Annotated in this window: 24 protein-coding genes, 1 tRNA gene, 1 rRNA gene, 2 pseudogenes and 1 riboswitch; of the genes and pseudogenes, 9 read left to right on the plus strand and 19 right to left on the minus strand. The window is 51.7% G+C overall.

The window, feature by feature from the left end; all coding sequences use genetic code 11:
- From M493_RS08375 to M493_RS17390, 4 genes are all read right to left on the minus strand, one after another.
- Positions 1-75 (minus strand) — tRNA-Val (locus M493_RS08375).
- Between the two features lie 8 nt (positions 76-83).
- Positions 84-200 (minus strand): 5S ribosomal RNA (gene rrf, locus M493_RS08380).
- Between the two features lie 343 nt (positions 201-543).
- Positions 544-633, minus strand: coding sequence for a putative holin-like toxin (locus tag M493_RS18860; protein WP_020959884.1), 90 nt, complete (start codon positions 631-633; stop codon positions 544-546).
- 233 nt (positions 634-866) lie between these two features.
- On the minus strand, positions 867-1,046 hold the full coding sequence (locus M493_RS17390) for a hypothetical protein (protein WP_023817618.1): 180 nt from the start codon (positions 1,044-1,046) through the stop codon (positions 867-869).
- Positions 1,047-1,148: 102 nt separating this feature from the next.
- On the opposite strand from M493_RS17390, the gene M493_RS08390 reads away from it, so the two are divergent.
- Positions 1,149-1,781, plus strand: coding sequence for a DUF2238 domain-containing protein (locus M493_RS08390; RefSeq protein ID WP_020959885.1), 633 nt, complete (start codon positions 1,149-1,151; stop codon positions 1,779-1,781).
- A gap of 46 nt (positions 1,782-1,827) precedes the next feature.
- Here the strand turns inward: M493_RS08390 and M493_RS08395 are convergent, their stop codons facing one another.
- Positions 1,828-3,498 carry a DUF6044 family protein gene (locus M493_RS08395; protein ID WP_020959886.1) on the minus strand — a complete coding sequence of 557 codons (1,671 nt, stop codon included), beginning with the start codon at positions 3,496-3,498 and terminating at the stop codon, positions 1,828-1,830.
- A gap of 212 nt (positions 3,499-3,710) precedes the next feature.
- On the opposite strand from M493_RS08395, the gene M493_RS08400 reads away from it, so the two are divergent.
- Both M493_RS08400 and M493_RS08405 read left to right on the plus strand, forming a co-directional pair.
- Positions 3,711-4,493: a DeoR/GlpR family DNA-binding transcription regulator gene (locus tag M493_RS08400; protein WP_020959887.1), complete on the plus strand. Its 783-nt coding sequence runs from the start codon at positions 3,711-3,713 to the stop codon at positions 4,491-4,493.
- Between the two features lie 158 nt (positions 4,494-4,651).
- A complete protein-coding gene (locus tag M493_RS08405; protein WP_020959888.1) occupies positions 4,652-5,266 on the plus strand; it encodes a sulfite oxidase-like oxidoreductase in 615 nt (204 codons plus the stop codon).
- Between the two features lie 66 nt (positions 5,267-5,332).
- Here M493_RS08405 and M493_RS08410 read toward each other — a convergent pair whose 3' ends face one another.
- Together M493_RS08410 and M493_RS08415 are read right to left on the minus strand one after the other, a co-directional pair.
- Complete coding sequence (locus M493_RS08410; RefSeq protein WP_020959889.1) at positions 5,333-5,917, minus strand: ECF transporter S component; 585 nt, start codon at positions 5,915-5,917, stop codon at positions 5,333-5,335.
- A gap of 152 nt (positions 5,918-6,069) precedes the next feature.
- Positions 6,070-6,202, minus strand: a riboswitch (FMN riboswitch).
- 68 nt (positions 6,203-6,270) lie between these two features.
- A complete protein-coding gene (locus M493_RS08415) occupies positions 6,271-7,491 on the minus strand; it encodes a threonine synthase (RefSeq protein WP_020959890.1) in 1,221 nt (406 codons plus the stop codon).
- Between the two features lie 650 nt (positions 7,492-8,141).
- On the opposite strand from M493_RS08415, the gene pepT reads away from it, so the two are divergent.
- Positions 8,142-9,377: a peptidase T gene (gene pepT / locus M493_RS08420; RefSeq protein ID WP_020959892.1), complete on the plus strand. Its 1,236-nt coding sequence runs from the start codon at positions 8,142-8,144 to the stop codon at positions 9,375-9,377.
- Between the two features lie 136 nt (positions 9,378-9,513).
- On the opposite strand, the gene M493_RS08425 is transcribed toward pepT, so the two are convergent.
- From M493_RS08425 to tnpA, 3 genes and pseudogenes are all read right to left on the minus strand, one after another.
- Positions 9,514-11,136, minus strand: a complete 1,623-nt coding sequence (locus tag M493_RS08425; RefSeq protein ID WP_020959893.1) for a bifunctional metallophosphatase/5'-nucleotidase — start codon at positions 11,134-11,136, stop codon at positions 9,514-9,516.
- Positions 11,137-11,359: 223 nt separating this feature from the next.
- Positions 11,360-11,818: pseudogene (locus M493_RS08430) on the minus strand (RNA-guided endonuclease InsQ/TnpB family protein); the annotation flags it as partial.
- Between the two features lies 1 nt (position 11,819).
- Positions 11,820-12,113, minus strand: a pseudogene (tnpA, locus tag M493_RS17675) (IS200/IS605 family transposase); the annotation flags it as partial.
- A gap of 141 nt (positions 12,114-12,254) precedes the next feature.
- On the opposite strand from tnpA, the gene M493_RS08435 reads away from it, so the two are divergent.
- From M493_RS08435 to M493_RS08450, 3 genes are all read left to right on the plus strand, one after another.
- Positions 12,255-13,916, plus strand: a complete 1,662-nt coding sequence (locus M493_RS08435; RefSeq protein ID WP_020959017.1) for an IS1634 family transposase — start codon at positions 12,255-12,257, stop codon at positions 13,914-13,916.
- A 409-nt stretch (positions 13,917-14,325) separates the two neighbouring features.
- Positions 14,326-15,462, plus strand: coding sequence for an IS110 family transposase (locus M493_RS08445; RefSeq protein WP_020959521.1), 1,137 nt, complete (start codon positions 14,326-14,328; stop codon positions 15,460-15,462).
- A 499-nt stretch (positions 15,463-15,961) separates the two neighbouring features.
- Positions 15,962-17,422: an aldehyde dehydrogenase family protein gene (locus tag M493_RS08450; protein ID WP_020959895.1), complete on the plus strand. Its 1,461-nt coding sequence runs from the start codon at positions 15,962-15,964 to the stop codon at positions 17,420-17,422.
- Positions 17,423-17,639: 217 nt separating this feature from the next.
- Here M493_RS08450 and M493_RS08455 read toward each other — a convergent pair whose 3' ends face one another.
- Positions 17,640-18,065, minus strand: a complete 426-nt coding sequence (locus M493_RS08455) for an OsmC family protein (protein WP_020959896.1) — start codon at positions 18,063-18,065, stop codon at positions 17,640-17,642.
- A 199-nt stretch (positions 18,066-18,264) separates the two neighbouring features.
- Here M493_RS08455 and plsY point away from each other — a divergent pair, with 199 nt between their 5' ends.
- Both plsY and M493_RS08465 read left to right on the plus strand, forming a co-directional pair.
- On the plus strand, positions 18,265-18,858 hold the full coding sequence (plsY, locus tag M493_RS08460) for a glycerol-3-phosphate 1-O-acyltransferase PlsY (RefSeq protein WP_020959897.1): 594 nt from the start codon (positions 18,265-18,267) through the stop codon (positions 18,856-18,858).
- Between the two features lie 60 nt (positions 18,859-18,918).
- Entirely contained in the window at positions 18,919-20,280 is a 1,362-nt protein-coding gene (locus M493_RS08465) for an RsmF rRNA methyltransferase first C-terminal domain-containing protein (RefSeq protein ID WP_041267909.1), read from the plus strand.
- 130 nt (positions 20,281-20,410) lie between these two features.
- Here M493_RS08465 and M493_RS08470 read toward each other — a convergent pair whose 3' ends face one another.
- From M493_RS08470 to thyA, 8 genes are all read right to left on the minus strand, one after another.
- Positions 20,411-20,986, minus strand: coding sequence for a YpmS family protein (locus M493_RS08470; protein WP_020959899.1), 576 nt, complete (start codon positions 20,984-20,986; stop codon positions 20,411-20,413).
- Between the two features lie 37 nt (positions 20,987-21,023).
- Positions 21,024-21,797: an SGNH/GDSL hydrolase family protein gene (locus M493_RS08475; protein WP_041267757.1), complete on the minus strand. Its 774-nt coding sequence runs from the start codon at positions 21,795-21,797 to the stop codon at positions 21,024-21,026.
- Between the two features lie 69 nt (positions 21,798-21,866).
- A complete protein-coding gene (locus M493_RS08480) occupies positions 21,867-22,439 on the minus strand; it encodes an SCO family protein (RefSeq protein ID WP_020959901.1) in 573 nt (190 codons plus the stop codon).
- A gap of 131 nt (positions 22,440-22,570) precedes the next feature.
- Positions 22,571-22,822, minus strand: coding sequence for a YpmP family protein (locus M493_RS08485; RefSeq protein ID WP_020959902.1), 252 nt, complete (start codon positions 22,820-22,822; stop codon positions 22,571-22,573).
- A gap of 107 nt (positions 22,823-22,929) precedes the next feature.
- Positions 22,930-24,201 carry a threonine ammonia-lyase IlvA gene (gene ilvA / locus M493_RS08490; RefSeq protein WP_020959903.1) on the minus strand — a complete coding sequence of 424 codons (1,272 nt, stop codon included), beginning with the start codon at positions 24,199-24,201 and terminating at the stop codon, positions 22,930-22,932.
- Between the two features lie 117 nt (positions 24,202-24,318).
- Positions 24,319-24,762: a YndM family protein gene (locus tag M493_RS08495; protein WP_020959904.1), complete on the minus strand. Its 444-nt coding sequence runs from the start codon at positions 24,760-24,762 to the stop codon at positions 24,319-24,321.
- A gap of 87 nt (positions 24,763-24,849) precedes the next feature.
- On the minus strand, positions 24,850-25,350 hold the full coding sequence (locus tag M493_RS08500) for a dihydrofolate reductase (RefSeq protein WP_020959905.1): 501 nt from the start codon (positions 25,348-25,350) through the stop codon (positions 24,850-24,852).
- A gap of 13 nt (positions 25,351-25,363) precedes the next feature.
- Positions 25,364-26,158: a thymidylate synthase gene (thyA, locus tag M493_RS08505; RefSeq protein ID WP_020959906.1), complete on the minus strand. Its 795-nt coding sequence runs from the start codon at positions 26,156-26,158 to the stop codon at positions 25,364-25,366.
- Between the last annotated feature and the right edge of the window lie 4 nt (positions 26,159-26,162).

The raw sequence follows: 26,162 nt of genomic DNA on the forward strand, positions 1-26,162 counted from the left end.
TGGTGGAGTATACTGGGATCGAACCAGTGACCCCCACGCTGTCAACGTGGTGCTCTCCCGCTGAGCTAATACTCCACGATATTGCCTAGCAGCGACCTACTCTTGCAGGAGCGCTGGCCCCAACTACCATCGGCGCTGGAGGGCTTAACTTCCGTGTTCGGGATGGGAACGGGTGTTTCCCCTCCGCTATCACCACTAGGCAATGGCGACGATTTTTATTATAAAGCAATCCAAAAGTTTGTCAAGCTTTTTTGTATCTTTTATTCCAGCTCTTTCAGAATCGGAACGACAATGTAAAATCTACTATAAAAAAGCGAAAGAGTCAACCCTCTTTTTCATTTTTTTTCGATCTTCACTGTCTCTTTCTCTAAAGTTCTTGTCATTCCCCTCTTTATACGCGTATAATAAAGGAAGAAGGAACGTACAATAAAGCAGGGCATTGGCGGCCACCAATGCCCTGTCCATACACAGCCGCTGCAAGAAGCGCAGTGGCCCAAGCCTCGGGAATCGTAACCTACCCTCGCCTCGGCCTAGCAGGGTGGGTTACTTTTTGTCTTTTGATACGGCGATCACCGCAACAACGAGTGACGCAAACGCAATCATGAGCGTCAGCGCATCGGCAATCGTCATCATCAGCACCACCCCCCTTCGTTCAGGGAGTGGCCACCGCCCACCCTGCATCTAGCTGTGCATGTTTCATTATACCATCAAATCAGGAAAATGCGAATATATATTCGCGTCTTCATTGAAAATTAGGAATGTTTCCCTACCCGAGGGATCCCACCAATCTTGCCTGTTACTTCACGTCGCATCTCCACGATCCCTCCTCTCCGTTTCTTACAGCCGCTGAAACTCCGGCGTTTTCATCAAGCGCCCAAAAAACCGTTGTTTCGCTTGTCGATATTCTTCCATGTTTTTCCTTCGTGTTGCTTTTTCAGCTCATCATATTCGACTCTATACCGATCGTTGGCCAGCAACACGTCACGAAACTTCCAAAATAGATCAAGTTCCGAATCGATGGCCGTCAGCTGCACTCCTAGCGGCAAATCCGTTTTGTCCCTTTTCCGCATAAAAATAATTTGTATAAAATCCGCGTTTTTCCGAATAATGACGATAGGTGAGTCCCGCTGTTTCAAGGAGGAAAAAAGGTGGAACAAATAAGACAACAACGTATTCACGGGCTGTTGTTGCTGATCGTCGCCGCCGTGTTCGTTTGGTCGGTGATTCGCCCGGCCAGCTATGCGGTATGGGCGCTTGAGGTCACCCCGGCACTCATCGGGCTTGTTATCATCATCGCTTTGTATCGGCGCTTTCGGCTGACAACGATGTCGTATGCCATCATCGCCATGCTGGCGATCCTCATGTTGATCGGCGGCCATTATATTTACTCTAAAGTTCCTTTTTTCAACTGGATCAAAGATGCGTTCCATTTCGAACGCAACCATTATGACCGGTTTGGCCATTTTCTCAAAGGGACGTTTGCCATCGTCCTGAGGGAGATCGTGCTAAGGAAAACGCCGCTGTCGCGCGGCTCTTGGCTTTTTACAATCGTCACAAGCATGTCACTCGCCATCGCCGCCTTGTATGAAATCATCGAATGGCTCGTTTCCATCATCTCTAAGGGAGGAAGGGCATCGAAGGATTTTTTGGGCACGCAAGGCGATATTTGGGACACGCAATGGGATATGTTATGTGCATTGATCGGGACGATCGTCGCCTTGCTGTTGCTTTCAAGATGGCACGACCGGCAGCTTGCGCGGTTGGATCAGCCCCCTAGCTAGGCCAAGAAAACAGCGGCTTCCCCTTTCAAATAGGGGGCCGCTGTTTTTATTTCACCCTGTACAAGTAAATCGTCCACGCCGACTCAGCGGATGTGAATACGCGGTCGAGCACAAGCCTGTTTTCCGCCGCGTTATCGATCGGAACGGCCGAGAAAACGTAGCGGCCGCCCATCTTTTTCAACTGTTCTGTATTCAGCTGCAAGTTCTTCAGCCGCTGTTTCGAATGTTTCGTGAACATGTACCGCTTCCCAAGTTCTGCGGTGAAGATGTAGCAACGCCCGCCCCATTCGTCAAAATACGTGCGGATCGTTTTGCTTTTGGCCAGTTCACGTTCTATGATTTTGCGGAACTCGTATTTGTATGACAGCGGGTAAAAGTTGTTGTACGTATCGAGCGTGTAAAACCCGTTGTATTGGGCGATAGCCGGGTGGATGCCGATGCTCACGACGCGGTAATCGGCTACGGGAAGCCCGATGTATTCTTTGATGTCTTGGAACTGTTTTTCCGCGTAAAATTGCTTTACCGTCGGCTCATAGCGGAAGACGATTTCTTCATTGATCAAAAACACGAAGATCACTTGGGCCGCCAGCAGCCGTTTCGCCCACTTTTTCCCGTTTCCACTATATTGCCACATGATTTTCAACGCCAGCGCAAACTGCACATAAATGATCATCGGCCGCAAAAAATGAAAGCGGGCAAAGTTAAACGTATCCAAAAAATGAAACCGCTCCGTAAGCGGCAGCCATCCTTTATAAAACCAAAAGGCGTACCATGCGGACAATGCGAAGTTCAACGCGAACAAAAACAGAAACGCCCGCTCCTGCTTCCATCGTTTTTTCACGAAAACGAGATACAACGCCACCAACCAAGTTGGCAAAATAAAAAACGTATGCTCGGTCATGACATGATGGTGGCCGAGAAGAAAGTTTTTCCACGTCAAGCGGACGCAATGCCAAAATGTCAGGCGGGCATGGAAGTATTCATCCCGGCTCGTCGGCTCATCTTCCCATAAAAACGAGTAGACAAGCCGGTACTCGACAAGCAAGTAAAGCAGCGTCATATACGCGATCGAGGTGAAGAACCGAACGTTCCATCCCCTTCCGCGCAGCACATCAACAAGCCAAAAAACGCCCATGGCGGCAAGAAAAAAGAAAAATCCGAGCACAAAACTAGAATAAAACGGGAGAAGCGTGAGCGCTGCGTAATGTCTCCACTTCCCCTCACCTTTTCGAATGCTTAAAAACGCCCAAAGCGCCAGCGGCATGCCTAACGTGCTTAACATCCCCGACGGCCAAAAAAGCGTCAGCGCAAACGCCAGCGCCACCCCGATGCGGACGGCCATCCAGCGTGGATCAGTTAAAAAATGCGTCTTTAACAGCAAATACATGCCCAAAAACGCCACGACCCTTGTGATCGTTTGACTGAGTGCATACGCGGTCATCGTCGGAAACAAGGCGTGCAGCCAGACGATGCCGGTCAGCTCCGAGCCGAGGGCGTTTCTTGACAATTGGCCGTTAGCGATTTGCGGAATCGTCGCGTCAAGCGGCCCAGTGATTTGCCCGCTCTCAGCAAGCACTTTGTACCAGGCGATATTGGAATCCAAGTTATCGTGCACGCGAATATGAGCGTTTTCGCCAAGGAGAAAGAGCGGGGACACATAAATGGCGATGACGCCAAGCGCCAATAGGAAAAACCGTCGTTCTCGCTGTTCGGTCACCGGCACCACGCTCCTGTCCCGTCCGTTTTTGGCTGCAAAAGCCCCTATTGGATACGTTGTACAGAAACAAGAAAATTATTCCTCGTTTCTTTTTTCAAACTTTTTGATTTTGACAGGGGAAAAATATGCTATGATAAAAACAGAAAATAAACAAAAATAAACAAACAAAAACAAAATATTTTTACAAAAACAGGCGAAGGGAGGAGTCCGGCGTGTTAGCGGCAGAACGGCAGCAAAAAATCGTCGAGCTCGTTAACGAACGGCTAAGCGTCCGCGTGTCCGAATTAAGCAAGATATTTTCTGTCACCGAAGAAACGATCCGACGCGACTTGGAAAAATTAGAAAAGGAAAACAAACTAAAACGAAGCCACGGAGGCGCCATCAGCATTCGCAACGAATCGGAAGTTGACTTCTCCGAACGGGAAATTGCAAATGCACTAGAAAAAAAGGCGATCGCCCAAGAAGCAGTCAAATTCATCCAAAGCGGCGACCGCATCATTTTAGACGCCAGCACGACCGCTTGGTATTTGGCCAAAGCGCTGCCTGACATTCCATTAACGGTCTTGACCAATTCGATGAAAGTCGCCGTTGAGTTAAGCAAAAAAGAAAAAATCCAAGTCATCTCAACCGGCGGCGTGCTATTGCCGCGCTCGCTCTCCTATGTAGGGCCGTTGGCGGAGCGATCGTTGGAAACGTATCATGTTGACAAAACGTTTTTGTCATGCAAAGGAATTCATTTGGAAAACGGATTAAGTGAGTCTAATGAATGGCAGGCGTTGTTGAAGAAAAAAATGATGACTATTGCCGATCAAGTGATTTTGATGGCCGATTCAAGCAAGTTTGGCGTACGCGCCTTTGTCCGCATGGCCCCACTTGATGACGTACATCACCTTATCGTTGACGACCACGTTGATGATAAGACAATGAACGATTTAGAAAGGAAGCAACTCATGTTGACGATCGCCCGTTTGAAACATCGTTCTGTTGGCCGCTGAACGGTCAATGTTGTCGCTGGCCCCCTTTTTAAATGTTGTTTTATTTTTGCTTTTATCTGTTTTTGTTGGCACCCCTGTTTATGCACCTTCATTGCATCCCCTTCCGTTCTTTTGTATCATCAATGGAAGAAAACAACCTATCAAAAGGAGTGCCCATCATGACCAAACAACTCCCTCCCGGCCAGTTTGAAACCGAAAAATGGCCGATTTTGCATGAAGGAGATGTGTACGAATTTGATGAAGCAACATGGACGTTTCGGCTGTTCGGCGATGTGAAAGAGGAAGTGTCGCTGTCGTATCAAGAGGTGATGCAGCTGCCGAAGACGGTTTCGACCGTGGATATGCATTGCGTGACGACATGGTCGAAATTCGATACGACGTTTGAAGGCATTGCTTTTCGCCAGTTTTTGCGCTTTGTCGAACTGGACCGCGATGTCAAATACGTGAAAATTTACGGCTACTTAAACGGCGACCGGTTCGGCTATTCGGCGAATTTGCCGCTTGAGGCGCTCATGGGCGATGATGCCTTGTTTGTCTACCGGTGGAAAGACAACCATCACGACTGGCAGGACATCTCGCCGAAGCACGGCTATCCGCTCCGTTTCATCCCGCCGGCGACGTTTTACTTATGGAAAGGGGCGAAATGGGCGTCCGGCATCCGCTTTATGAAGGAAGATGAGCCGGGCTACTGGGAAGAGCGCGGCTATTCGATGACCGCCAATCCGTTTAAGGAAGAGCGATTTGCCGATTGGGTGCCGCGATTTCGGTTTTGACAACCCCAAGGCGGCCGGTACACCAAAAAGCGAGGGGTTGAGAAAAACACCCTCGCTTTTTGGTCATCAAGCGGCCTGGCGGGATGCGGCTTGTTTGGCAAGCCAAGAGCCAAGGCGCACAAAGAGAAGCTGGAACACGATCGCCATGATGGCTCCTTTGACGACGTTAAACGGCAAAATCGCGGATATCACCAGTTCCTTTATTTCCGGTGCGCTCATCGCCGGGGCGCCGAGAAACAGCGTGTACGCCGGCAAAAACACATAGTAGTTGAGCACGCTCATCACGAGAGCCATGGCCGCCGTCCCCGCCGCCAGCCCCAGCAGCATGCCTTTTTTCGACCCGGCTTTTCGATAAACATAGGAAACCGGCAAAAGGAACGCCACCCCAGCGGTGAAGTTGGCGATTTGGCCGATCGGAACGCCGGTCGCGCTGCCGACGAAAACATAGTTCAGCACGTTTTTCAAAAATTCGACCGCCACGCCGGCGAGCGGGCCGTACAACAGCGCGGCGACAAGCGCCGGCACATCGCTGAAGTCAACAAGCAAAAAATTTGGAAACGGCGGCAGCGGAAAGTTAAGCATCATCAACACATACGCCATGGCGCCCAACACCCCGATGCCGGCAAAGACGCGGATTGGAACACGCTTCATCCTTATTTCTCCTCCCTTCTCGTGATTCATCCTCACAAGAAGAAGGCTGCCGCATTGAGCGCAAATCAAAACTCCCTTAAGCACGGAGCCTAAGGGAGAAAAAAGGGTATGCTCAACTAGGCGTTTCGCACATACACGAAACACCGGCAAACCTTCATCTTCTCCCATCCAGACTATACTGTCGGCTCCGGACTTGCACCGGATCCTGCCTTGCGGCTCGCGGGCTGAGAGGCCAAGCGCCTCATCACCGCCGGTCGGGAATTCCACCCTGCCCCGAAGATGAATCGTTTCTGTTTTTTGATAATTCCGATATGTTTAGTATACAATCTCTTTTTCAATTTGTCTATGATTTTTTATGATTCCCGCTTTGGAAACGGATCCCCCGGCTCGAGCACCAGCGGGGCGGTGTGGATCAAATCGGCGTATTTCAATCCTGTTCCCGTATTGAGCACAACGACCGTCTCTCCGCCGCGAATCCAGCCGCTTTCGCGCAATTTCCGGGCCGCGGCAAACGCCGCCGCTCCTTCCGGACAAATGAACGCCCCTTCCAGTTCCGCCACCGTCCGCTGCTCAGCCAAAATCTCCTCATCGCCGATGGCCACGGCACAGCCGTCCGTGTCATACACGGCCTCGAGCACAAGAAAATCGCCGAGCGCTTTCGGCACGTTGATGCCGAACGCCACAGTTGACGAATTCGGCCAGAATGCCGACTCCCGTTTTTTCTCGCTCCACGCTTTGACGATCGGCGCACAATGCTCGGCCTGTACAGCGACAAGCCGCGGCATGTGGCCACTTACCCAGCCAAGCGCCTGCAGTTCTTTGATCGCCTTATAAATGCCGATCAGCCCGACACCGCCCCCAGTCGGATACAAAATGACATCCGGAAGCTGCCAGGAAAACTGTTCGGCGATTTCCAACCCCATCGTTTTCTTTCCTTCGATCCGGTATGGTTCTTTCAATGTTGACGCATCGTACCAGCCATATTCGCGAATCGCCTTCGCTACGATTTGCCCGGCATCGCTGATGAGGCCGTCGACTAAATACAGCTTGGCACCAGCGGCGGCGCATTCTTTTCGCGTCATTTCCGGCGCATCGACCGGCATGACAACGGTCGCCTGAATGCCCGCCCGCGCCGCGTAGAGCGACCAAGCCGCGCCTGCGTTGCCGTTTGTCGGCATCGCCAGCTGCTTGACGCCCAATTCCTTGGCTTTCGAAACCCCGACGGCCGCCCCGCGGGCTTTGAACGTCCCGGTCGGAATGACGCCTTCGTCTTTCATATAAAGCGAGGGAATACCGATTTTTTGTCCAAAACGCGGCATCGGCACAAGCGGAGTCATCCCCTCGCCCAAAGAAACGATATGTTCACGATGCTTCACTGGCAATAACTCATGATACCGCCATAAACTCGGTTCCCGCTCCGCAAGTGCCTCCCGCTTTACTTCTTGGCGCATCGACTCCAAGTCGTACGCGACTAGAAGCGGCGACCCGCATTCACAAAGTTGGTGAATTTGGTCAACACCGTATGTACGTTCACACTTCGGGCAGTATAGATGGGATACATAGCTGAATGGCATCGTTTCGATTCTCCTTTCCGTTCGTTTCACCCACACAAGACAGGAAGCGCCTGCTTTCACGTTTCTAGCGAGACACCAACCTTTTCATTATATCATAGCCGTTGCCGATGCATTTAGCGACGAAGCATCCCTCGCTTTTTTATGCATAATCGCGCGAAACCGGCAAACACTATAGTCGGGAAAATGGCGGACCATGCCAGTGACTCAGCCGGTCATCCATCTCACAAGCATGGCAAGGAGGTCATCACAGTGGACAAAAAAACAAAAGAAAGCTTGAACAACCTTGAAACGAAGGCGACGCCAGGAAATCTCGCCGCTCAAAAACAGGCCGAGAGCGAAAAAAATAAGCAACGCGCACCGAAGATGTGACAAGTAAAAACTGGCGACAGAAAGCATCGAAGCGGTTCCCGTCTGACAGCGAACCGCTTTTTGCGTTGGATGCGCCCGCTGCCAGTGATGCCCCCTCGCACCGCTGGCCCGTCATAAAATCCGGGTCCTCTTTTTTACCGTTTACGCCGCTTATGGTAAAATAAATATGGAAACCACCACCTGCTTTTCCCACCCTAGCCATGATGATGAGGGCAAAAGCAGGCGCGGAACGATCCGGACGCCACACCATTTCATACATAAATGAACAAGGAGATGGACATATGAAACAAGAACTCATCGAACGCTTCATCCGCTATGCCAAAATGGATACCCAGTCCGACCCGGAAAGCAGCACCTGCCCGTCCACCGAAGGGCAATGGAAGCTGGCCGACATGTTGGTTGAAGAGCTCAAGGCAATCGGCATGGAAGACGTCACGGTCGACGAAAATGGCTACGTCATGGCGACGCTGCCGGCCAATACGGAGAAAAATGTGCCCGTGATCGGTTTTTTGGCTCATATGGATACGTCTCCGGAGTTTACGGGAGCCAATGTCAACCCCGAAATCATCGAACAGTACGACGGCGGCGACATCGTGTTGAACAAAGAACAAGGCATCGTTCTGTCGCCAAACGATTTCCCGGAGCTTGCCCACTACAAAGGACATACATTGATTACAACCGACGGGACGACGCTGCTTGGCGCTGACGATAAAGCGGGGATCGCCGAAATTATGACGGCCATGAACTATCTCATCCAACATCCAGAAATCAAGCATGGCAAAGTGCGCGTCGCCTTTACGCCGGATGAAGAAATCGGCCGCGGGCCGCACAAATTTGACGTCGCGAAGTTCGGCGCCCAATTTGCCTATACGGTCGACGGCGGGCCGCTTGGCGAATTGGAATACGAAAGCTTCAACGCTGCCGAAGCGAAAATCACGATCAAAGGGAAAAACGTTCACCCCGGTACGGCGAAAGGGAAAATGATCAATTCGATCAAAATCGCCATGGAATTCCAACAGCAGCTGCCAGCCGATGAGGCGCCCGAGCATACCGAAGGATACGAAGGGTTTTACCATTTGCTTTCATTCCAAGGCAGCGTGGAGGAAACGAAGCTTCACTACATTATCCGCGATTTCGACCGTGAACAGTTCGAAGCGCGCAAGGCCAAAATGAAAGAGATCGCCGCTTCGCTTGCGCAAAAATACGGAAACAACCGAATCAGCCTTGAAATCAACGATCAATACTACAACATGCGGGAAAAAATCGAACCGGTGCGCCATATCGTTGACATCGCCCACGAAGCGATGACGAACTTGGGCATTGAACCGAAAGTGAAACCGATCCGCGGCGGCACGGACGGGTCGCAGCTGTCGTATATGGGGCTGCCGACGCCAAACATTTTCGCCGGCGGCGAAAATTTCCACGGCCGCTACGAATATGTTTCCGCCGATACGATGGTGAAAGCGGCCGAGGTGATCGTGGAAATCATCAAGCTGTTCGAGCAAAAAGCATCCTGATCTGCGGTGAGAGCTTATCTCGGACGATCATGAGCCGATCGGCTAGGCAGCAGTTTCGGTGCGACCATACGAAAAGGTGTCCCGAACATCAGGACACCTTTTTGATGAAGCGATCGATCGCCTTCATCCCGTTCCGTCACGGAAGACGGTTGATCCGTCCCTCAATCCGTGCCGAGAACGGCTGCTCAAGGCTGCGAATATACGAAACAAGAGCATCCAAATCAACCGGCCCTACCTCGCGGTTTGCCGCCTCTTTCAACACCGTAAACCCGTCGCCGCCATCAGCGAGAAAGCTGTTGACCGTTACCGTATATTCAGCGTCTGGATGAAGCGGGGTGCCGTCTGGCAGCTGAATGTCAACGACCTTGTCCCCTGCTGGCCTGCTGGCGCTCCATGTATAGCGGAGGCCGGAGATTTGCAGCATGCGCGTTTGCCCTCGCTGCCATTGTTGGTTGAGCAGCTGGCGGATTTGCGCGCCGGTGAGCGTCATTTTCACAAGCTGGTTGTTGAACGGCTGAACGTTGTACAGCTCGCCCCACGTTACCTCGCCTTGTTCAATATCGGCGCGAATGCCGCCCGGGTTCATAAAGGCGAAATCGGTTTTCATCGCCGCCCGCTGGGCATCAGCGATCAAATTGCCCAAGGCGGACTCGCCGCTTTCGTTTTGTTCATCGGTGATCGTTTCGGCTGCCGCGCCGACGACTTGGTTGACAAGCGGCGCCACTTTCGCTTCGTATTTTGCAATGAGCGCGCGAATTTCCGGGTCTGGGGCAATGCCGTCATGATAGGTCGTCACAATTTCCGCTTTTTTCTCGACGACGTCTTTCGTGCGCGGGTCGATTTTTAAATCGACATCCGAAAACGCCGTACCGTACGAATACGACTGAACGAGCAGCTTGCCATCCACCATCGCGTTTAAGTACGCATGGTTATGGCCGGCGAAAATGACGTCCACTTCGTCATCGATTGTTTTGGCGATCTCGACGATTTCGCCGTTGGCGTTCGTTCCGTCCCGATTGGATACGCCTGGGTTATGGGCGAGAACGACGATCGTTTGCACTCCTTTTTCTTTCAGCTCGCGAACTGCGTTGTTAATGGCTGTTGCTTCGTCGATGAACTTGACCCCCGCAACGCCGCTTGGCGTCACAATCGTCGGCGTTTCCGTGAGCGTGACGCCGATAAACCCGATCGGCATGCCGTTGACGCGCTTAATGACGTACGGCGGAAGAATCGGCTCTCCCGTTTTTACATCAACGACGTTGGCGCTCACGTACGGGAAATCCGCTCCGGCAAAGTCACCAGTCGCCGGGTGATATCCGCCATGGATCAAGCGGAGCATTTCCGCTACTCCTTCATCAAATTCGTGATTGCCGAGAGTGCCGACGTCAAACCCGAGCTTGTTCAACACCTCAATCGTCGGTTCATCTTGCAGCAACGCTGATACCGGCGGGCTGGCGCCGACCGCATCACCGGCATGGACGAGCAGCGTGTTTTTGTTTTCCGCCTCCCGCTGTTTCAAATAGGCGGCCAAATAGTCAGCCCGTCCGGCTTCCCGGCCGCCGACTTTTCTTGTCACATTGAGCTGGCCGTGGAAATCGTTCATGCCTAACAGCTGTACATCAATATAACGATGCGCGGAAGCAGAAGGCTCTGCTGCCCCCTTTCCTATTCCCGCCGCTCCGACCGGGCTTGCAGCCAGGATGGCTGTCGCCGCCAATGCCGGCAGCACGTGCTTTCCCCATCGTTTGGAACGCTTCATCCTCCAGTCCCCTTCCTTCTTATGGTTTCTCCACTTCCTGATTATATATTTGGAATAGGTAGAATAATAGAGAAAAAAGACGTTCTTTTTGTAAATCTTTTGTAAAAGTGACATACTCCCACCACCTACGCTTCGCTTAGAGGTGGGAGCTTCTCGGGTAATCCCATCTCATGATGGGAAGTTGACCGAGCGATCCCCGTGTGCCCCACGGTTCGAGGACAAGTTAGACTATCGCTAATCGTTTCATGCCCTCCTGTTTGATATTGATGGCCGCATTGACGTCCCTGTCGCTCTCGAATCCACATTCACAGCGGAATGTACGCTCAGAAAGCGATAGAGACTTCCTCACTTTGCCGCAGCACGAACAAGTTTTCGATGATGGAAACCATTTGTCGATTTTGATCAGCTTCTTCCCCTGTTCGGCCAACTTGTACTGAAGGAAAGAGGTGAACATGCCCCAGCCATTGTCATGAACGCTTTGACCGAAGTGGAGGGCTTGGGACATTCCCTTCATGTTGAGGTCTTCGATGACCACGCAATCATAAAGTTTCGCTAATTTGTGCGACTCCTTATGCAGAAAGTCCTTGCGCTGGTTGGCCATTTTCTCATGCAACTTCGCTACTTTCAGACGCTGTTTATGCCAACGATTCGAGCCTTTCTTTTTACGAGACAATTTACGCTCGTTTTCTTTTCACTTGCGGAAAATGCTTTTTGATCAGTCGAGAACTTGCACTTTTATAGGCATTGATGAACGTTGATCATTCCCTATTTGGGTGTGCTTTGAACAAAATATGCACATGGTCCATATCGTGATTCCATTCAACCAAGGAAATATTGTAATTTTTACCCAATCTCACAAACCTATCTTTTGCATAGTCAGATATGGTATCATCCATCACTTGTCTGTGATCGTTTACAACCACAACAAGATGATCATACAACAGGAACACTGAATGGTTATTATTGTCTAATTTCATTGATACAACGGCCTTTCATTTTTCTAAAACTGATTATATATCTCACATTTCGCACCCTCTCGACCAAAATCGGGAGGATTTTTTCATCCCGGTGTCGAATAGGTCCTTGACACACAAGGAATGCAAAGGAGTTTTTCCATCATGGACGTTCGAATTCGGGCGATTTATGAAAGTTCCTATTTGAATATAATAAGTACCATTTTCAAAGATCTTGGCCTCCCTCAGCTGATTGACCGGCTGGTTCCGGTGGATCCTCAATGCCAAACCCGAGCCAGTGATGTGGTCGGGCTGCTTCTCTTGGATATCTTGAGCGGCCGGCAAGCCCTCGTTCATTTGGAACGGTGGGCGCATGACATCGACTTGCCCAAGCTGATCCGGCCAGGATTGGATCCGTCTTGGTTCAACGACGATGCCATTGCTCGCCATTTGGACCGGCTGTATGAGGCCAATATCCATCAAGTCCTTTCGTCTTGCCTGGTACAAATCTACAAGAAAGAAGGCCTCCCTCTCCGTGTCTTTCACGCGGATACGACGGACAAGACGGTTTACGGTGCGTATGAATCCGATTCGTCGGATGGGTTGCACATCACCTATGGCTATAACCGCCATCATCGCTGGCAAAAGCAGATCGGATTCGGCCTGATCGGCAACGAGGACGGCATTCCGTTTTACGGCGACGTGCACGACGGCAACGTGCCGGACAAAACGTGGAATCCCGAGGTGTTGTCGCGAGTCCATGAGCAGCTGAGGGAAGCGAAGATCGAAGACGAATGGATTTACGTGGCAGATTCCGCTGCGATGACGAAGGACACGCTGGCGCAAACGAAAGCCGCCAACGCCTTTTTGATCACGAGAGGGCCGTCGTCGCTCCGGATTGTCAAAACGGCGCTTTCGGAGGCGGATGCCCAACCCGATTCGGCGTGGAGCGCCCCCTTTGCGCTGGCCGAGAAAAACGGCGCCACGTACCGGGTATGGGAAACGGCCTCGACATATGAAGGCCAGCCCGTACGACTGATCGTCGTCGAATCGAGTGCGCTCGACCAGCGAAAAGGAAAGACGCTCGAAACAGAACGAACCAAAGAAGCGGAGCTTCTTCGCGAGGAACAAGCCCGTTGGGAGCGTCATCCTTTCTCTTGTCGGGAAGACGCCGAACAAGCCTTGGCCTCCTTGAAGGCATCCCTTCGTCCCCGGTTCCATCGAGTGGAGGCCGTCGTCGAAGAGATCGTGCGCCCGAAAAAACGGCGTGGACGGCCGAAAAAAGGGGCGGAACCGGAAATGGAGACGCTGTACACCCTTCGGCTGAGCGTGGAATTCAACCAAGACGCGTGGGAGCAGGCGAGACGGAAAGCGTCCCGGTTTGTCCTCGTCACGACTGTTCCAAAGGAATGGAAGGGCCAACCCATGGATGCCCAAGAGATCTTGAAGCTGTATAAAGGGCAGATCTCGGTGGAAATGAACTTCTCCTTCCTAAAAGATCCGTTCTTTACGGACGAAATTTACGTCAAAAAACCGGAACGAGTGGCGGTGTTGGGCTATTTGTTTCTGCTGGCCTTGGCCATTTATCGCGTCTTCCAGCGCCGGGTGCGTCAGTTCATCACACCCGAACGCCCATTAAAGGGCGCCGGAGGCCGCAAGCTGACCCGTCCGACCGGACAAGCGATTTTTCAATTGTTTTGGTATGTCAGAGTCGTCCTGTTGGAGTTGCCGGATGGGCAAATCCAACGCAGGCTAGGGAAACCGCTCACCCCTGATCAGCGAAGGATTCTGCAGGGATTGGGCATGGATGAGAGCATTTACGTGTAACGTCATATGGAACGACTAGCGATGGTAAAAAAAGGATTGCCATCGCTAGTCGTGTTGGTCGAAACGTTATTCTGAAAAACGAAATAAAAAATCCTTTCTTTCTCCCCTGCTAGGGTGCGAAATGTGAGATATATCATAACACACAAAAAACATCCATGAGTAAATTTTACTCCCCACCCAGGCATGAAAATCCATCTCTCCTTCCATAATGGAGGATGAACGCAAACAGTTTGGAAAGACGTGCTTTTTAATGGTGGTTCGACCCTGTACAAAAAACTGTTTGAGTCCATTTGGTGTTCCACCCATTGTAAGCCCTTTTCATTTGGAAAAGGTGACTACGAACAGAAAAATGCCTAACGAACAAGTGGACTCACTGTTTGCGAATTCATCAATGGAAGGAGTCCGGATCATGGATGTGCTTTATCATCGTTGCGCAGGTTTAGATGTTCATGCCAAAACGATTGTCGTTTGTGCGCTTTGGGGAGAAGAAGACCACATTCAAAAGGAGATCGAAACGTTTTCGACGTTTACCAAAGACTTGTTTCGCCTCCTGAAATGGCTCGAGGATCGAGAAATCACTCATCTAGCGATGGAGAGTACGGGGGTTTACTGGAAACCGGTCTTTAACATTTTAGAGGACTACTTTGACATTACCTTGGCCAACGCTCAGCGAATCAAGAATGTCCCAGGGAGAAAAACGGATGTATCCGATGCGGAATGGATCGCTAAATTATTGCGTTATGGACTGATTGAAAAGAGTTTTGTGCCACCCGCGCCAATTCGAGAATTGCGGGACTTGACCCGTTTACGCAAAAAGTGGGTGGGTCAATTGATTGCGGAAAAAAACCGAATTCATAAAGTATTGGAGTGTTCCAATATCAAGCTGGGTACGGTGATTTCCGACATCTTCGGAGTATCGGGCCGAAAACTCTTGACCCGTTTAATGGAACAGGGGTACATCGAAGAAGCCGATATCGACGCTTGCCTTCACGGAAGAATGAAAGGGAAAAAGCAACAAATTCAGGAATCGCTCTTTGGGACATTAACCGAACATGAGTTGTTCATGATTCGCCAATCGTGGAAGCACATCGAGTATTTGGAAAGCTTGATTCAGGAGATGGACCAACGCATCGACCATCTCTTACAACCGTATCAACAGGAAGTGGATCTTCTGATGACGATTCCTGGAGTGAAAAAGGAAACCGCCGCCGTCATCATCGCCGAAATCGGAGTGGATATGGGACAGTTCCCGACACCGCAGCGCCTCGCTTCTTGGGCTGGGGTGGCCCCGGGAAATCACGAAAGCGCTGGAAAACGCAAAAGTACACGAACGGTAAAGGGTAATCCTCATATTAAATCCGCGTTATGCGAGGCGGCATGGGCGTTATCCCGATGCAGGAATCAACCGTTGGCGGCGAAATTTTGGTCATTGGCGGCTCGCCGGGGAAAGAAAAAAGCACTCGTTGCGATCGCGCACCGAATGCTTGTCACCATTTACTGCATGCTTTCCCGAAAAGAACCGTTTTGGGGACCACAAGTAAGTTAGTATAGCCAAAATGAATACAGAATATACGAGATGCCTAAAAATAAGGCACCTCTGCTTTCCTGTTGTCTTTTTTGGCCATTTGTAGTGTATCCAAACTGATCACAGGATATACAGAGTTGACCGGGTTTTATGGATTTTCACAGAAAACATCCATGAGTAAGCTTTTACTCGCCACCCAAGCATGAAAATAACCGCTCATGGATTCATTATTTTCACAGAAAAAGAGACAACTTTAGGCTACACCTAACCGAAATTCATCTCCCACTTTCACTTCGTTTAGAAGTGGGAGACTTCTTTCGGAAAGATGTTAAAACATTCCCATCCAAATCAAAAAAGCCATCCTAAGAGCCTTGCGCAAGGCCTCTTAGGATGGCCTCCAGACCATTATCCAACCACATTAAGCATAGGGACAAACTTTTCTTTCCTGTTCGTCAGTCATTTCGTTGATCGGGCATAGCTTCAGAAAAACAACGAACAATATACGATGGAGGTGATAGCAATGGCAATGTTTGAGCAATGGAACCGCAGTTTCCTTAATGGGGAATGGGTTGAGGGAAAAAGCGCCCGCACGTATGACAACACGAACCCATACGACGGGTCGCTGATCGCTTCGGTGCGCTTGGCGACAAAAGAGCAGCTGGCCGACGCTTTTTGGACAGCCAAGCAGGCGCAGAAAGAATGGGCGCAAACAACAGTGGAGACGAAAAAAGAGGTATTGCGCAAAGCGGCGGACTATTTGCGCACCCATCGCGAGGAAATTGTCGACCTCATCGCCCGCGAAACAGGCGGCAGCCTGATTAAAGCGAACGTGGAGCTCGATTTGTCGATCGGCCTTGTGGAAGAAGCCGTTCATATGGCCGATGAATTAACAAAGGTCAAAGAGCTGCCATCGGAAACGGAAGGGAAAGTCAACCGCGTCTACCGGCTGCCGCTCGGGGTGATTACATCGATTTCGCCGTTTAACTTCCCGATGAACTTGTCGATGCGGACGATCGCCCCGGCCATTGCGCTCGGCAACAGCGTCGTCCACAAACCGGACATTCAAACGTGCTTCACCGGCGGTGTTGTCATCGCCAAAGCATTTGAGCACGCCGGTTTGCCAAAAGGGGTGTTGAATGTCATCTTGACGGACATCGATGAAATCGGCGACGATATGTTGACAAGCCCGCACTCTGCGCTCATTAGCTTTACCGGATCGACTGAAGTAGGGAAGCATATCGGTGCAGTCGCCGGCGGGATGCTGAAGCGTGTCGCCTTGGAGCTTGGCGGCAACAACCCGTTTGTCGTGCTTGCCGACGCCAACGTCGACCGCGCTGTTGATGCGGCGATTTTTGGGAAGTTCATCCATCAAGGGCAAATTTGCATGATCATTAACCGGATGATCGTCCATGAACGGCATTATGACGAATTTGTCGAAAAGTTCGTCGCCCGGGCAAAAGAACTTCCGTATGGCGACCCGCGCGACCCAAAAACCGTCATCGGCCCGCTCATCAACGAAAAACAAGTGGAAAAAGCGCTCGCGATCATCGAAGAAGCGAAACGGGAAGGGGCAAAGGCGGCGCTCGAAGGAAGACGGATCGGCAACGTGTTGACGCCGACCGTCTTTGTCGATGTTGACAACCGAAGCAAACTGGCGCAAACGGAGTTGTTCGCTCCGATCGCCACGATCATCAAAGCCCGCTCGGATGAAGAAGCGATTGCGATGGCGAACGATACGGAATACGGATTAAGCTCAGCCATTTTCACCGAAGATTTGAGCGAAGGCGAACAGCTGGCGCTCCGCATCGAGAGCGGCATGACGCATATTAACGACCAAACGGTCAATGACAGCCCGACCGTGCCGTTTGGCGGCACAAAGGCAAGCGGTGTCGGACGTTTTGGCAACCCATGGGTGGTCGACGAGTTTACCATGACTAAATGGGTGTCTGTTCAAACTGTCTATCGCCGCTATCCATTTTAATGCAGGGAAGGGGGCTGCTGCCGATAGCCCCCTTCAAACAAAACGAATGGCGTCCTTCCCGCTGCCATCGGCGCCATCCTATACACGCCGAACGACGCGTTCCTTGCTGACGGCGAAAGGGGGAACGCGAAGGCATCCGAACGTATCGCGCCCGACATTCAGGCGGCGGCTCGCCTGCGCCGGCCGTCTAGGCGTAAAGGCGAACGCACCGCCTGCGCTAAATCGTTTCCTTCCCGCGAACGCCGTTAATCGAATAGCTCGCCGTAATGGCAGCGCTGAGCGAATGGGAAACGGAGCAATATTTTTCTTTTGACAATCGAATGGCACGGGCAACTTTCTCTTCCGGCAAATCGCCTTCAAGCGCGTAATGAATATGAATGTCGGTAAACCGCTTCGGATGGTCATCCGCCCGCGTTCCTTCCACCTCCATCGAAAACGCGCGGACGTCAAGCCGCATTTTTTGCAAGATCAATATGATGTCAATGCCGGTGCAGCCGGCCAAGGCGTGAAGCAAAAGCTCCATCGGCCGGGCGCCCGAATCGTTGCCGCCAACGTCTTTGGCCGCATCGATCGGAATGGTGACACCGGAAACGCTTTGACCGCTGAATGACATATTTCCGTTCCACGTGACGGTCGTTTTCACCACAGCCGCTCCTCTCTTCTCTGCGTTTGTTGCGGGACGAATGAACGTTTCCGTCCGTCCCTGCCCGCTTTTCAGTTTACCGGTTATCGTGTGAAAATGCAAAACAATCGCTTTTCTTCATTTCCAGTCTACCGTTTTGACCGACGCATGATAAAATAGAAACATGCACAAACTTGTTGAGTAAAGGGTGTTTCACGGCATGATAGCACTTATTTTGCTTATCGCTTATCTTCTCGGTTCGATCCCGTTTGCCCTTCTCGTCGGAAAAATCGGCTACGGGATCGACATTCGCGAACACGGAAGCGGCAATCTCGGGGGGACGAACACGTTCCGCGTTCTCGGAGCGAAAGCGGGAACGATCGTCATTGTCGGGGATATGTTGAAAGGAACGCTGGCGGCGAGCTTGCCGATGTTTTTTTCCGTCCCGGTCCATCCACTCTTGGCCGGGGCGGTTGCGGTAATTGGCCATATGTATCCGGTGTTTGCGAAATTTCGCGGCGGCAAGGCGGTGGCGACATCGGGCGGGGTAATGCTGTTTTATTCGCCGCTTTTCTTTTTGTCGCTCATCGCCGTCTTTCTGATCGTCTTGGCCATTTCGCGGTACGTGTCGCTGTCATCGATGGCGGTGGCGCTTTACGCCGCAGTGTACACCGTCTTTTTCACCGACGACATTCCGTTGATGGCGGCCGTTTTGTTGCTTGCTTCATTTATATTCTACCGCCACCGCGCCAATATCAAACGCATTGTGAACAAAACGGAACCGAAAATTCAATGGCCGGGACGCCGCTCTTGACGCTGTCAAGCTGGTCGCGGCCATCGATGCCCCTTCTGATGAAGAAAGGAGCCAAGCTTGCTGATGTTGCCAGAACAATTTGTAGAAAAAATGAAAACGTTGCTTCAAGAAGAAGCGGACGAATTTTTCGCCGCCTACAAAAGGGAAAAAGCAAACGGCCTGCGCGTCAATCCGTTGAAAGTCCGCCCTGCTTGGGCGGAAACGGCGCCGTTTTCTCTCACACCCATACCGTTTTGTCCGACCGGGTTTTATTGCGGACGAAGCGATCAACCGGGAAAACATCCGTACCACGCGGCAGGGTTATACTACATTCAGGAGCCGAGCGCCATGGCGGTCGCCGAGGCGCTGCAGCCTGAGCCGGGGGATATGGTGCTTGACTTGTGCGCCGCTCCCGGCGGAAAAACAACTCAACTTGGCGCGATGATGAAAAACAAAGGGCTGCTCGTCGCCAACGAAATTCACCCGAAGCGGGTCAAAGCGTTGGCGGAGAACGTCGAGCGGTTCGGATTGACGAACACCGTTGTCATCAATGAAACTCCCGAAGCGCTCGCCGAGCGGTTCCCCGGTTTTTTTGACAAAATTTTAGTTGACGCTCCGTGCTCAGGGGAAGGCATGTTCCGGAAAGAAGAAGAGGCCGCCTCGTTTTGGAGTCCGGCCTATGTGGAACAATGCGCGGCGAGGCAGCGGCGCATTTTAGAAAGCGCCTATGCCATGCTGAAAGAAGGCGGCATTCTCGTCTATTCGACATGCACATTCTCGCCCGAGGAAAACGAGCAAACGGTGGAATGGCTGCTCGAGACGTACGATGATTTGCGGTTGCTGCCGATTGCGAAAATCGGCGGCATCGAGCCGGGGCGGCCGGAGTGGACGAAAACGAACCGGGCCGAACTTGAATGCGTCGCCCGTCTTTGGCCGCACCGTCTCAAAGGAGAAGGGCATTTTGTCGCCAAGCTGCAAAAACAGCGGCCGACTCCGCCATGGAGCGGGCGGTGGGCAAAAGCGAACGCACCGAAAGCAGCCGTCCGATTGTACCGCCAATTTGAACAACAATCATTGCAAACCGAGCAGCACGGGACGGTCATCTCGTTTGGCAGCCATTTGGCCATGCTGCCGGACCGGTGCCCGGATTTGTCCGGCTTAAAAGTGATGCGCGCCGGACTTCATCTTGGCGAGACCAAAAAAGAGCGGTTTGAGCCAAACCATGCTCTCGCCTTGGCATTGCGGGCGGGCGAAGCGAAACACGTGCTTGACTTATCAAGCAGCAGCCGGGAATGCCTTCAGTATTGGCGCGGTGAAACGCTGTCCACCGGCGGCGACCGCGGCTGGCTGCTCGTGACGGTGGACGGATTTCCGTTCGCTTGGGGAAAAGAAGTTAAAGGAACGGTGAAAAACTTTTATCCAAAAGGACTGCGCCTTGTCTAACGGCGGAGGCCGCACGAGGCTGGAACAGCCAAAAAAAGGGTGTCTCAAAGGCAATGAGACGCCCTTTTTCTTCCAAATAGGAGCCCGACAAGATTCGCGATGTTGCGCGGAAACGTTGAAGCCAACGTTTTTACCGCGGACGGTTTGTCGGGATCGTTAAGGTAAATACGATTTCATCGGCCGCCAAATCGATTTTTTTCGCCGCCACTTGATACCCGTTGCCAAAACGGATCTCATGGAGCGCCACATAAATGCGGGCCTGCTCCGGATCAATGACAACTTCATCCGGCAGCGGCGCATGCTTTTGCAAGTAGCGAAGCACGTATGTCACCGGCAGCTTCCAGTCGCCAAGCGAAATGACCGGTTCGACAAGCTCGACGTTCCCGCCTTTCATGACTTTCGGCACAAACGAGACGACGAGCTCGACTTCGCGTTCAAAAATCGGAATTTCGCTTGAGACGTAGACGCGGTCGGCAAGCCAAACGTCGTACCGGAGCGGATGGTCTTTCGTTTTTTCTGCCAAATAGTCGTTAATAACGGCGTTCAAATGCTCTTTCTTCGAGTATACCGTAAACGAAGCCCCTTCCACGTCCGGGCGCGCCGGCCGTTTTACCGGCGGAGACGGCTGCAGCAGCCAAACAGCCACCAAGACAAGGACAGCGGCATTGACGGCCGCCAACGTCCAAAACGCTCGTTTCCAATTCATCCTAATATGCTCCTTATGCTATCCCGTTTCTTTTCCATCAGTTCGCCCACCACTCTTTTCGCGCGTCCAGCGCTTCATATATCCGCATCGCCATTAGTTCATATCCCGCGGCGTTTGGATGAAATTCATCGCGGTGAAGCAAATCATCGCGGTCGGCAAACATATCTTGAATATCCACAAAGATCGTGCGCGGATAGCGGGAAAGCACCGCGTTGCTCGCACGGTTCCATTCAACGATGACGGCGTCAATTTCCGGAATGTTCGGCAATGTCGTGGAAAACGGGTTGTATAAGCCGATGAGCACAACGACCGCATCCGGGTTGATCGTGCGCAACAACAGCAACAGGTGATCGAGCCGCTCGGCAAATCGCTGGCTCTCGTTCGCAAACCGCTCGTACGATAAATCAAAAAAATGCGAGCGGACGACATTCATCACATCGTTGCCGCCGATCGTAATCGTAATGATATGCGCCCGCTCGAGCTCCGCTTGGTGGGCGCGAATAACCGGTTCAAGTTCGTTGATGCGCCGGCCCCGCTTTCCGGCATTCGTAACCGTCACCGTCCGCACCCCGTCTTCCGCCGCCAAAAGCGGGATAAGGCGGCCAACATAGCCTCCTTTCCCTTCGCCGTCTCCGACTCCTTCGGTCAATGAATCGCCTAACGCGACGAGGTGAATGTCTTTGGGTAACGGCTTTGCTTCCGGCTGCCTGATGGCGGTCTCATGTGGGCGGTCTGGCTTCCCGCCGGCCGGAAGCACCGTACATCCGGCGAGCAACATCCCCAACACGAAAAGCCATCCCCATCGTATCATGTGTGACACCTGCCTTTTGCTGCAACAGGGGAAAGACGAAAAGAAGGCAAAACGGCGCCCGTTTTTGCCTTATCGCGACGATTGCAAAATTTCAATATGCTCTAAAATCGTGTCATACGGCACATCCTGCACGCCGCTGTATGTTTGAACCACCTTGCCGTCCGGGCCGACTAAATAAAAGCTCGTGCCGTGGATGACTTGGTCATCGCCAACCGGCTTTTGCACAATCGTTTTAAAGCTTTTTTGCGCCAGTTCGCTAATCTCAGCCGGACTGTATCCGGTCAAGAAATGCCAGTTTGCTAGGTCATTTGTAAACTGTTTCGCGTAAGCCTCTAGTTTTTCTGGCGTATCAACTTCCGGGTCGACACTGAACGAAACAAATTCAACATCGAGCCCTTTTTCTTCCGCCTTCTCTTTCAGTTTGGCCATATGGGCGGTCATCGGCGGGCAAACCGTTTCGCAGTTTGTAAAAATAAAATCGGCGACCCACACTTTCCCCTTCAGATCGCGAAGTCCAAACGGCTCACCTGACTGATCAACAAACGTAAAGTCAGCGACCGGCCAATTTTTGGCATCCGAAATCGTTTTCCCACACGCAGCAAGCAAACAAATCGCAGCGATCATCATGATTCGTTTCCACATCAACTGTTCATCCCTTTCTGCCTGTACCGCTTTGTTTTACCTGGCGTCATCTCGTTTCCATTATATAATGAAATCAGCGAAAATCCCACCAAAAAAAAGTTGTTTTGCCGCAATGGGCAAAACAACAGCAGTCACGCGTTATGTTTCAACACCGTTTCCTTAAAGATTTGTTCATATACCGGCCATTTCAACACTTTCTTCAAGTGCTCCCGGAACGAGTAAACAGAACGATTCGTCCTTGATCGGTACACTTTCGCAATAAACGTCTCCAAGCGAAGTTGGATCATAAATCGGTACGTGTTCTCTTCCTCCAATACTGGGATTTCGATAATCTTCACTTTCTGCCCATACGCGTTTTTAAACTCGAGGCTTTTGAATAGCAAAATATCAATCCTCTTTTTTCACCGATTTACTTATATTATACACCAATCCGGTGAAAAAGTATGTCGGAATACAGCGAAATCTTTTCGACTTTTTTTCGTATTTTTCGTCAAATGAGCAGGTGGAACAAATTCGGATCTTTATTCACTTCCTGGAACGGAAATCCTTTTTTCTTCATCCGTTCAATGAGCGGTGCGTAGTCCTCGCGCCGTTTCAGCTCGATGCCGACGAGCGCCGGTCCGCTTTCCTTATTGTTTTTCTTCGTATATTCAAACCGGGTAATGTCATCGGTCGGACCGAGCACTTCATCCAAAAACTCGCGCAGCGCCCCGGCCCGTTGCGGGAAGTTGACGATGAAATAGTGCTGCAGCCCTTCATAAATCATCGAGCGCTCTTTAATTTCCTGCATCCGGTCAATGTCGTTGTTGCCGCCGCTCACCACGCAAACGACCGTCTTGCCGCGAATTTGCTCTTTGTAAAACTCAAGCGCGGCGATCGGCAGCGCGCCGGCCGGCTCGACGACGATGGCGTTTTCGTTATACAGCTCTAAAATCGTCGTGCATACTTTCCCTTCTGGAACGACAACGATGTCATCAAGCATTCCACTACATAACGCAAACGTTTTTTCCCCGACCGTTTTGACCGCGGCACCGTCCACGAACTTGTCGATCTCCCCGAGCGTCACGACATGCCCGTGCTCGAGCGCTGCTTTCATCGACGGTGCGCCGGCCGGCTCGACGCCGACGATGTTGGTGGACGGAGAAATGCTTTTCACATACGTCCCCAGCCCCGCTATCAATCCGCCGCCACCGATGCTAGCGAACAGAAAATCGATCGGCTCGTCGCAGTCATTTAACACCTCAACCCCGATGGTTCCTTGACCGGCAATGACGTATTCATCATCAAACGGGTGAATGAACGTGCGCCCTTCCGCTTCGGCGCATTTCACCGCTTCGTTGTATGAGTCGTCAAACGTGTCACCGACAAGGACGATCTCGACCATGTCTTTGCCAAACAGCTGCACTTGCGACACTTTTTGCCGCGGCGTCGTCGCCGGCATGTAAATTTTCCCATGCACACCAAGCGCCCGGCATGAATAGGCCACCCCTTGGGCATGGTTGCCGGCGCTGGCGCAAATGACTCCGCTTTGCCGTTCCTCGTCGGTTAAATGCTTCATCCGGTTGTACGCCCCGCGCAGTTTAAACGAACGCACGACTTGCAAATCTTCGCGCTTCAAATAGACGTTGCATTCATACCGTTCGGACAAGAGCGGATTTTTTTGCAGCGGGGTATGCAAAACAACATCCTTGAGCGTATGATAAGCAATCAAAATGTCCTCGACGTATACCGCCCCTTGTTTCCGTTTTAGCTGTTGTTCCATGCTCTCGTTCCCTTTCCTTAGTAAGTTATCTTTGATTTGTAGATTATATCACAAATTCGCAAAAAGAAAAGGAAATTTTCGAAAAAGTTTTTGTTCTTGATAAGAAAACGACCGGCGCTACGTCCGGTCGTCTTCTTTGTTGAACTCCTCTTCTTCGGCGAACTCGGTCGCCCATCTTCCTTCATCATACCAGCGATGCGCTTCTTCCCGGCGCGCTTCCTCGAGCACATGATTTTCCATATACAAATGGAAAAACGTTTCAATCGCCCCGATGGCAAGCGCGCTAAAAAAGGCGGCGTACGCCATGTTAACAGTTGGCGCAATCAGCGCAAAGCTGACAGCCCATACAAGCAAAAAGGACAGCGGCACATCCAAAACGGCGGCGGTGAAGTTTCCAACGCGCGGCAAGATGAACACATCGCCGATCATGTAAGAAACGAGCGCGGTGATGATTGTCATGAGCGAAATCAACGAAAGCGGAGCGTTGAAAATGGTAAACATGGAAAATAAGACGACGCTCCAAGCTGCGAGCTTGACGATAAAAGGAACGATATGCTTCATTTGTCTTCCTCCACTTCCATTGTTGGTCTACTTGTTATCGTTCCTTGTTTGCTCCGCTTCTATGCAAAAAGACGCACTTAGCCAAAGCTAAGCGCGCCCTGTTTTTCGCTCGTAAATGAGAAAGGCGTGATCGTATCGATTTTTTTCATCGACCGTTCCTTTCGTATACGAAACGAGTTCCCACTCTTGTTCGGAAATCGGCGGATAAAACGTATCGCCGGAGAACGAGGCAAAAATTTTCGTCACATACAGCCGGCTGGCAAGCGGCAGCGTCGCCTGAAACAGTTCGGCCCCGCCGATAATGAACACTTCTTTGTCGCCGCGGCTGGCGGCCCACTGTTTCACGTCATCAAGCGAGTGAAGCGTAAGACAGCCTTCCGGGCGAAACGAGCGGTTGCGTGTCACGACGATATTTTCCCGGCCGGGAAGCGGACGGCCGATCGCCTCAAACGTCTTCCGCCCCATCACGATGGCATGTCCCATTGTCACCCGTTTAAAATACGCCAAATCGGCCGGCAAATGCCACGGCAAACGGTTGTCCTTGCCGATCACCCGGTTTTCGTCCATCGCTACAATGTGCGAAATCATCGCATCCTCCCCTTCACACCGCCACCGGCGCTTTAATCGCCGGATGCGGGTCGTAGCCGACGATTTCAAAATCGTCGTATTCATAGTCAAAAATGGACGGTGGCTTCCGTTTCATGACGAGCTTTGGCAGCGGGCGCGGCTCGCGCGTCAGCTGCAGTTTCGCTTGTTCCAGATGATTTTTGTACAAATGGACGTCCCCGCCGGTGAAAATCAGTTCACCGACGTCCAAATCGCACTGCTGGGCGATCATATGCGTCAAAAGCGCATAGCTGGCAATGTTAAACGGCAGCCCTAAAAACGTGTCAACGGAGCGCTGCTGCCACATGCATGACAACCGTCCATTCGCGACGTAAAACTGGAAAGCGTAATGGCACGGCGGCAGCTTCATCTTATCCAATTCCGCCACGTTCCAGGCGCTGACAAGCAGCCGGCGCGAGTTCGGGTTGCGCTTGATTTCATCGACGACCGACGCAATTTGGTCGACCGTTTTCCCGTCAGCTCCTTTCCATGACCGCCATTGCGCGCCGTAGATCGGGCCGAGATCGCCGTTTTCATCGGCCCACTCATCCCAAATCGTCACGCCGTTTTCCTGTAAATAACGGACATTGGTGTCGCCTTTTAAAAACCAAAGCAGTTCATAAACGATCGAGCGAATATGTAACTTTTTCGTCGTCACAAGCGGGAAGCCGTCCTGCAAGTCAAAGCGGAGCTGGCGGCCGAACACGGACAAGGTGCCGACGCCGGTGCGGTCTTCTTTTTCCACACCGTTTTCCAAAATATCTTCCAAAAGCTGCAAGTATTGCCGCAATGTC

Origin of the sequence: Geobacillus genomosp. 3 (assembly GCF_000445995.2) — a bacterium.
Classification (GTDB): domain Bacteria; phylum Bacillota; class Bacilli; order Bacillales; family Anoxybacillaceae; genus Geobacillus.

Coding starts and splice junctions, on each gene's coding strand:
- M493_RS08450 (WP_020959895.1), top strand. CDS start 15,962: ATGGCAATGTTTGAGCAATGGAACCGCAGTTTCCTTAATGGGGAATGG.
- M493_RS08480 (WP_020959901.1), bottom strand. CDS start 22,439: ATGTGGAAACGAATCATGATGATCGCTGCGATTTGTTTGCTTGCTGCG.
- M493_RS08415 (WP_020959890.1), bottom strand. CDS start 7,491: ATGCCATTCAGCTATGTATCCCATCTATACTGCCCGAAGTGTGAACGT.
- M493_RS08425 (WP_020959893.1), bottom strand. CDS start 11,136: ATGAAGCGTTCCAAACGATGGGGAAAGCACGTGCTGCCGGCATTGGCG.
- pepT (WP_020959892.1), top strand. CDS start 8,142: ATGAAACAAGAACTCATCGAACGCTTCATCCGCTATGCCAAAATGGAT.
- M493_RS08410 (WP_020959889.1), bottom strand. CDS start 5,917: ATGAAGCGTGTTCCAATCCGCGTCTTTGCCGGCATCGGGGTGTTGGGC.
- M493_RS08475 (WP_041267757.1), bottom strand. CDS start 21,797: ATGATACGATGGGGATGGCTTTTCGTGTTGGGGATGTTGCTCGCCGGA.
- M493_RS18860 (WP_020959884.1), bottom strand. CDS start 633: ATGATGACGATTGCCGATGCGCTGACGCTCATGATTGCGTTTGCGTCA.
- M493_RS08500 (WP_020959905.1), bottom strand. CDS start 25,350: ATGATTTCGCACATTGTAGCGATGGACGAAAACCGGGTGATCGGCAAG.
- M493_RS08470 (WP_020959899.1), bottom strand. CDS start 20,986: ATGAATTGGAAACGAGCGTTTTGGACGTTGGCGGCCGTCAATGCCGCT.
- plsY (WP_020959897.1), top strand. CDS start 18,265: ATGATAGCACTTATTTTGCTTATCGCTTATCTTCTCGGTTCGATCCCG.
- M493_RS08405 (WP_020959888.1), top strand. CDS start 4,652: ATGACCAAACAACTCCCTCCCGGCCAGTTTGAAACCGAAAAATGGCCG.
- M493_RS08445 (WP_020959521.1), top strand. CDS start 14,326: ATGGATGTGCTTTATCATCGTTGCGCAGGTTTAGATGTTCATGCCAAA.
- ilvA (WP_020959903.1), bottom strand. CDS start 24,201: ATGGAACAACAGCTAAAACGGAAACAAGGGGCGGTATACGTCGAGGAC.
- M493_RS08495 (WP_020959904.1), bottom strand. CDS start 24,762: ATGAAGCATATCGTTCCTTTTATCGTCAAGCTCGCAGCTTGGAGCGTC.
- M493_RS08435 (WP_020959017.1), top strand. CDS start 12,255: ATGGACGTTCGAATTCGGGCGATTTATGAAAGTTCCTATTTGAATATA.